The organism is Endozoicomonas sp. Z74, assembly GCF_057680865.1.
On the sequence record NZ_JBLYZI010000012.1, the window covers coordinates 75338 to 81751 of the forward strand.

The 6414-nt window shown below is 54.6% G+C and carries 7 protein-coding genes; 4 read left to right on the plus strand and 3 right to left on the minus strand.

The annotated features are described in order from the left end of the window. Window positions 1-43: 43 nt before the first annotated feature. Genes ACNRUY_RS05665 through ACNRUY_RS05680 form a run of 4 tightly spaced genes read left to right on the plus strand, consistent with a single transcriptional unit; the run spans window position 44 to window position 3089 of the window. A complete protein-coding gene (locus ACNRUY_RS05665; RefSeq protein WP_488110667.1) occupies window positions 44-511 on the plus strand; it encodes a flagellar basal body-associated FliL family protein in 468 nt (155 codons plus the stop codon). Next, a complete protein-coding gene (locus tag ACNRUY_RS05670) occupies window positions 492-1301 on the plus strand; it encodes a sigma-70 family RNA polymerase sigma factor (protein ID WP_488110668.1) in 810 nt (269 codons plus the stop codon). The genes ACNRUY_RS05665 and ACNRUY_RS05670 overlap by 20 nt, the downstream gene beginning before the upstream one ends. Window positions 1302-1359: 58 nt before the next feature. After that, window positions 1360-2226 (plus strand): flagellar motor stator protein MotA, encoded by an 867-nt coding sequence (motA, locus tag ACNRUY_RS05675; RefSeq protein ID WP_488110669.1) that lies wholly within the window; start codon window positions 1360-1362, stop codon window positions 2224-2226. Then, window positions 2223-3089 carry an OmpA family protein gene (locus ACNRUY_RS05680; protein ID WP_488110670.1) on the plus strand — a complete coding sequence of 289 codons (867 nt, stop codon included), beginning with the start codon at window positions 2223-2225 and terminating at the stop codon, window positions 3087-3089. The genes motA and ACNRUY_RS05680 overlap by 4 nt, the downstream gene beginning before the upstream one ends. 156 nt (window positions 3090-3245) lie before the next feature. Here the strand turns inward: ACNRUY_RS05680 and ychF are convergent, their stop codons facing one another. The 3 genes from ychF to trpR all read right to left on the minus strand — a co-directional run bounded on the left by ychF (window position 3246) and on the right by trpR (window position 6140). Further along, window positions 3246-4337, minus strand: a complete 1092-nt coding sequence (ychF, locus tag ACNRUY_RS05685) for a redox-regulated ATPase YchF (RefSeq protein ID WP_488110671.1) — start codon at window positions 4335-4337, stop codon at window positions 3246-3248. Between the two features lie 152 nt (window positions 4338-4489). Further along, on the minus strand, window positions 4490-5767 hold the full coding sequence (locus tag ACNRUY_RS05690) for an aromatic amino acid transport family protein (RefSeq protein WP_488110672.1): 1278 nt from the start codon (window positions 5765-5767) through the stop codon (window positions 4490-4492). Window positions 5768-5855: 88 nt separating this feature from the next. Continuing rightward, window positions 5856-6140, minus strand: a complete 285-nt coding sequence (trpR, locus tag ACNRUY_RS05695) for a trp operon repressor (RefSeq protein ID WP_488110673.1) — start codon at window positions 6138-6140, stop codon at window positions 5856-5858. Window positions 6141-6414: the final 274 nt, after the last annotated feature.

The window sequence follows — 6414 nt, forward strand, 5'->3', positions numbered from 1 at the left end:
ACTTTTCATGATAAACAGAGAGCTCCCGTAGAGAAACAACAGTATGTCAGAGCAAAAAACAGGTGGGTCACGGACTGCCATCGGGCTAATCCTGGTCCTTCTTCTGATCAGTGGCGGCGCATTCGCATTATGGTGGACAGGCGCCCTCGACCAGCTTCTGGAAAAGAAGCCGGCCGAGCAGCAGCCAACAGCAATAGAGCCCCTCTATTACCTGGTCGATCCGATGATCGTGAATGTGTCCAAGGCCAATGAATATAACCATTACCTGAAAATCAGGCCGGTACTGGTGGTTATAGGTCCCGAGGCCTATGAGCAGGTAAAGAAGGATTCTCCCCTGATCCGCAACACCCTGCTGTCTCTCTACAGCCGCCAGACTGTGAGAAGTCTTCTGGCTGAAGATGGGTATGAAACCCTGCGAAAGAAAACCCTGGAAGCGCTCCAGAAGATCAACGGCGCCGCTTCGGCAGCGTCTATCCGGGATGTGATGTTCAATGAATTTGTCATTCAATAACTCCGGCAACAATACCCGAAATCAAGACCAGGCTCCGCCCATGGTTCAAGGGTATTCCTCTACAGGCGCTGCCCGCTACGGTGCCGCCATGGCGCGGCAAAGCGACCATGGCACCCGTCAACGGGACGCTCTGGTGATGGCCCACGCAGCCATGGTGCGCCGTGTCGCCCTCCATATGGCCGACCGCCTGGAAGGGAATACCGACCCGGATGACCTGATTCAGTCTGGAATGCTCGGGCTGTTGGAAGCCGCCCAACGGTATACGCCGGTGGAAGGTATTCCTTTTGAGGCTTACGCCCTGCCACGAATCAGAGGGGCCATGGTCGACAGCCTGAGGCGAAATGACTGGTGCCCCCGCAGCATCCGCAAAGACGGGCGGGAGCTGAAAGCGGTTCACAACCAGCTGTTACAGCAACTGGGACGAAACCCTACCGACAGTGAATTAGCGGAAGCCTCCGGGCAGAGCATAGAAGCCTGCCGCCGTGTACAGCAAACGCTTCAGGAAGCTTCAGTACAAAGCCTGGATGCGGTTCTGGAAAAAGGGGAAAGCCTGCTCCCCCTGACGCAGGATAACGCCTCGGCACCGGTCATTCGTCAGCGCATGCAGAAAGTTCTGGTAGAAGCATTGAAGCACCTGCCAGAAAGGGAACAGAGAATCATGCAGCTTTATTACAGCGAAGAGCTGAACCAGAAAGAGATTGCCCAGGTACTGGAAATTACCGAAGCCCGGGTGTCGCAGTTACGAAACAAGGCGGTAAAAACCCTGCGCCTCAGGCTGTCAGAGCAATGAACAGCGGCGGCATGGCCAGTGTAAAAAGAGTAAGAGAACAAGAGAGTAACCAGCAGTTATGAAACTCAAATTATGCGGACTGATTCTACTGCCACTCTCAGTGATTGGCGGTTTTCTCATGGGGGGCGGGGTGCCACTGGTGCTCTGGCAGGTACCGGAGTTCGTTATCATTCTTGGCGGGGCTCTGGCCTCTTTCCTGATCTCCAACTCCTGGGAAGGGGTCAGGCAGACCGGAACAGCTATCTCAGAAGTGTTCAAGGGCAGCCATTATGGCAAAAATGATTACCAGAAACTGCTGACACTGCTGTATCAGCTGTTTGAAATCCGCCGTAAATCCGGTGCATCAGCACTGGAAGACCACATTGAACAACCAGACGACAGCGACCTGTTTAAACAATCCGGCGTTCTGGGCAACGCTCGTCTGGTCAGCTTTATCTGCGACAATCTTCGCCTGGTGACTCTTGGGAAAGTCCAGCCCCATGAGCTGGAAGGGCTTCTGGAAAGCGAGCTGGAAACCATGGAGGAGGATCTGCTTCGCCCTTCTCACAGCGTCCAGGCAGTGGCCGATGCCCTGCCCGGCTTCGGTATTGTGGCGGCGGTTCTGGGCATTGTCATCACCATGGGGTCCATGGGGGGCTCTGTTGAGATGATCGGTATGCACATTGCCAAAGCCCTGGTGGGCACCTTTCTGGGAATCCTTCTCTGCTATGGTGTTGCAGGTCCCCTTGCCCAGGCCATTGAGCACAACGTCAAAGACCAGGTATTGATGTTCAATTGCATCAAGGCTGCCATTGTCGCCCAGATCAGCGGCAGACCTTCAGCCATTGCCGTTGACGCAGGCAGACGACAACTGTACTCAGAGGTCCGACCCAGCTTCCAGCAGATGGAAAACTGGCTCCTTGAAAGCCAGCAGGCCAGCTCATGAAAACAGAACCCATCATCATTGTCCGACGCCGGAAAAAAGTCAGTGGCAAGGGACATGGCAGCAGCGCCTGGAAAATTGCCTTTGCCGACTTTACGCTGTCGATGATGGCGGTGTTTCTGGTGCTCTGGGTGGTGGGCATGGCCAATCCCATTGAAAAAGCCATGATCGGCCGCTACTTTTCCGACCCCACCAGTATTTTTGAAACCGGCGGACAGGAAAGCCTGATTGACTTTGGCTTTCAGCACCAGACCGACCCTGGCAGTCGCGTGGCAAGAAGCACCGCCAAATCGGCACTGTTCGGAGTTTATAAAAAGCTGGAAGAAGCGGGATTAAAGGGAGCCCTGTCCCAGTTCAGCGATAACATTCATGTGGAACTGCTTCCCCAGGGCGTTCGGGTCAGCATCACTGAAAACCGGCAGCACCGGATGTTTGAGCGGGGCGGGGATTCACTGTCGCCCTACTTCGAGGATCTGCTGCTGAACCTGGCCCCCTTCCTCTCCCAAAGCCAGAGAGGCCTGACCATTACCGGCCATTCCGATGCGTCCCGTTTCCGGGACAGCAGCCTGATGGACAACTGGTATCTATCGGCCAACAGAGCCAATCAGGCCCGTGAGGTGCTGGTCTATGGTGGCGTCTCCCCAGAGAGCATCATTATGGTCTCAGCCATGGCCGACCAGGCCCTTCTGAACCCGGACCAACCTTATGATTCCGTGAACCGCAGAATTGAGTTGATGATTCTGACCGTGGATGGCGAGCGGACACTCAGAAACGTGCTGGCCGGAAAGCAGGAGCAATCCAGTACTTCCGAGGCCCTGGGAACTGCCGGCAAGCAGGCAGAAAAAAATCAATTGACGGGTTATTGAGACCGCTCCCCTCACCCCAACCCTCTCCCAGGGGGAGAGGGGGAGAATGGCGCTCCCCCAGCTTTCTTCCAGGGGAGAAGGTGGCACTTTATTTCTCCCTCTCCCTTTGGGAGAGGGACGGGGTGAGGGGCGAAAGATGAGGGTTCAGCCCCCCAATCAGACATTAAAGCGGAAGTGCATCACATCACCGTCCTTGACGATGTACTCTTTTCCTTCCACCCGGAGGCGCCCGGCCTCCTTGGCACCCTGCTCACCGTTGTACTGGACAAAGTCATCGTAACTGGTGACTTCTGCACGGATAAAGCCCCGCTCAAAGTCCGTATGAATCACTCCAGCCGCCTGGGGAGCAGTGGCCCCCACTTTCACCGTCCAGGCCCGCACTTCCTTGACCCCGGCGGTAAAATACGTTTGCAGCCCCAGCAATTCATAGCCCGCACGAATAACCCGGTCCAGACCCGGCTCCTCCATACCCAGATCCTGAAGAAACTCATCGCGCTCTTCATCGTCCAGCTCGGCAATCTCGGATTCCAGCTTATTGCAGACGGGCACCACCACCGCCCCCTCACTGGCGGCGATTTCACGCACCTTGTCCAGGTACTCATTCCCCTCAAAACCGTCTTCATCGACATTGGCTATGTACAGGGTGGGCTTGGTGGTGAGCAAGTGAAACATTTTAGCCAGCTTCTGCTCGTCGTCACTCATCTCCAGTGAACGAATGGGCTTGCCTGCCTCCAGGTGGGGGACAATTTTTTCCAGCAGCGCCTTCTGGGCCACCGCTTCCTTGTCTCCTCCCTTGGCGGTACGGGCTACCCTTTGCAGCTGCTTCTCGCAACTCTCCAGGTCCGCGAGCACCAGCTCCATATTGATGATTTCAATATCCGCCTGGGGATCGATCTTGTTGGCCACATGAATGACGTTTTCATTCACAAAGCAGCGAACCACATGAGCAATGGCATCGGTTTCCCGGATATTGGCCAGAAACTTGTTGCCCAGACCTTCCCCTTTGGAAGCCCCTTCCACCAGACCCGCGATATCCACAAACTCCATGGTGGTGGGCAATACCCGCTGCGGATTGACAATAGCAGCCAGTTTGTCCAGCCGGGGGTCAGGCATGGCCACGATACCGGCATTGGGCTCAATGGTGCAGAAGGGGAAGTTTTCCGCATCAATGCCTGCCTTGGTCAAGGCATTAAAGAGAGTGGATTTGCCCACATTGGGCAGGCCGACAATGCCGCATTTGAAACCCATAGTGTTTCTGATTGCTCCTGAAAGAAGTTCATCTGACAAACATCAGATAAAAAGAATGATTGGGGCGGAATTATAAAGACTGGGGGATTTTTTTTCAGGTTTTTTGCATCTGGAGGGGAGCCGGGTGGAACGTCCACCCGGAAAATACTTAATTAACCAAACTTGGGCAACACACCCAGAAGATCAAGGGCAGACAGCAGCATCACGGCAATACCAAAGCCAAACACCAGAATCATCCGGGGCGCACCGCCTGCCACCCGGTAGCCGGTACCATCACCCTTCCTGCGTCCCACCCAGGCCATGACCACCGGCGTCAGAATACAGAACACCACCATCACCATACCGGCAAAACCAATCGCCGTAATAAATCCATCCGGCAGCAACACCCCCAGCAGCGTCGGCGGAATAAAAGTCACTGCCGCGGTTTTCGCCCGCCCCAAAAAGTCATTCCCGAAACCAAACAGGTCGGCAATATAGTCGTAAAGACACAGCGCCACTCCCAGGAAGGAACTGGCTACGGCCATGTTGGAAAACAGCTGCAGAAGGGATGAAGCGTTCACATTCAACCCGTTACCGGAAAGGGCTGCCATGACATTGCCAATATTCCCCCCTGAGGCAATGATGGCTGGAAACTGATCCCGGGACAGGTTGCCAAAAATGCTCAGCTGCCAGAGCACATAAAAAGAGAGAGCCAGAACAGAACCCGCAAACACGGCCATTCTCACCCGCCGCTCATCTTTCCCCAGATAGCGGGTAATACTGGGCACAGAAGTCTGCATACCAAAGCTGACAGCCAGAAAGCCAAGGGCACCCAGCGAGAAGGGAAGCGTCTGTGAAGACTGAAGTGGTGGAAACAGATTGTCGGTGGAAATATTGCCCAGCAATCCGTTGATACTGCCCAGGAAGGTAATCACCATCCCACCGATCAGAACCGTTGTCACCCGGTCCACTGCCCGGGTACCTGCCACTACAACGGTAGCCAGCACCAGAGCAAACACCAGGCTGGCCATGGGCTGTGACAGCGAAACGCCACCCACTGCCGCCAATGAGTAGGAGATGATAGAACTGCCACCGGAAATATAGGCATAGGTCAGGATATAACAGAGAAAAGCCACCGAGGCGCCGTTCACAATGCGACCCAGGCTGCCTATGGTTCCCTGGGCAATGGAGTCAAAACTGGCACCCAGAGGAAAGCGAAGGTTGGCCTCAAGCAGATACAGCGATGCACTGTACATACAAAAACAGGCAAAGAGCATCAACAACAGGGAATAGCCAAACCACATTCCGCTGGTGGCCACCGGCAGGGAAAACATCCCGGCTCCAATTGCGGTTCCGGCGACAATCACCGTCCCCCCTAATACACTTCCTGGTCTGGCCTCTGCTTGAAGGGTTCCAGTACTGGATCCAGAGGCAATTACTGCTTCAGACATTGATTTCCTGTGGGATTTTTTCTATCGGGTCATCAGGCTCTGCTAACAGAACCCGTCACACGGCTCTTCATCGGCACGCGGCACTCCATCACCGGTAAACGGCATCCTGTTCAATCAGGGCCTTATCCGCTTCCGAGAGCCTTTTGAGATAATTGGAACAACGGGTCACTTTGGCGATGCTGACCTCCACCCGGGCGGCTATCTCCCTCTGGGACTCCTCCCCGGCAATCAGCGCCCTCATAATGGCAAGCCTCGATCCTATGGATTCCCGCTCTTCAGGGGTCAGCAAAACATTCATAACGTCCCGAAGAGCGCCCTGATCTTCCTGCTGCTCAAGCAGGGTCAACACCTGTGTCCAGAATTCAGATTCCATGCGTCACGCACAACTTCTCAAACCATGTACTGTCGTAACGGTACAACAGTACATAACAAAGCGGCACCGTGGAAAATACGACCTTTATAAAAATGCAAACGGCGTGACCTGAAAAAAGCAACTACCTTTATTCGAATTCATATTTACCTAGGGGCTGTTGATGTTTTAGCGTTAGCTCAGTGGTTCGTAAAGCGGCCTAACGCAAGGCGAACTGGCGCAGCGCGTAGTTATTCTACGTCAAGCCAGTTCAACACAGCCGGAAGGCCGCTTTACG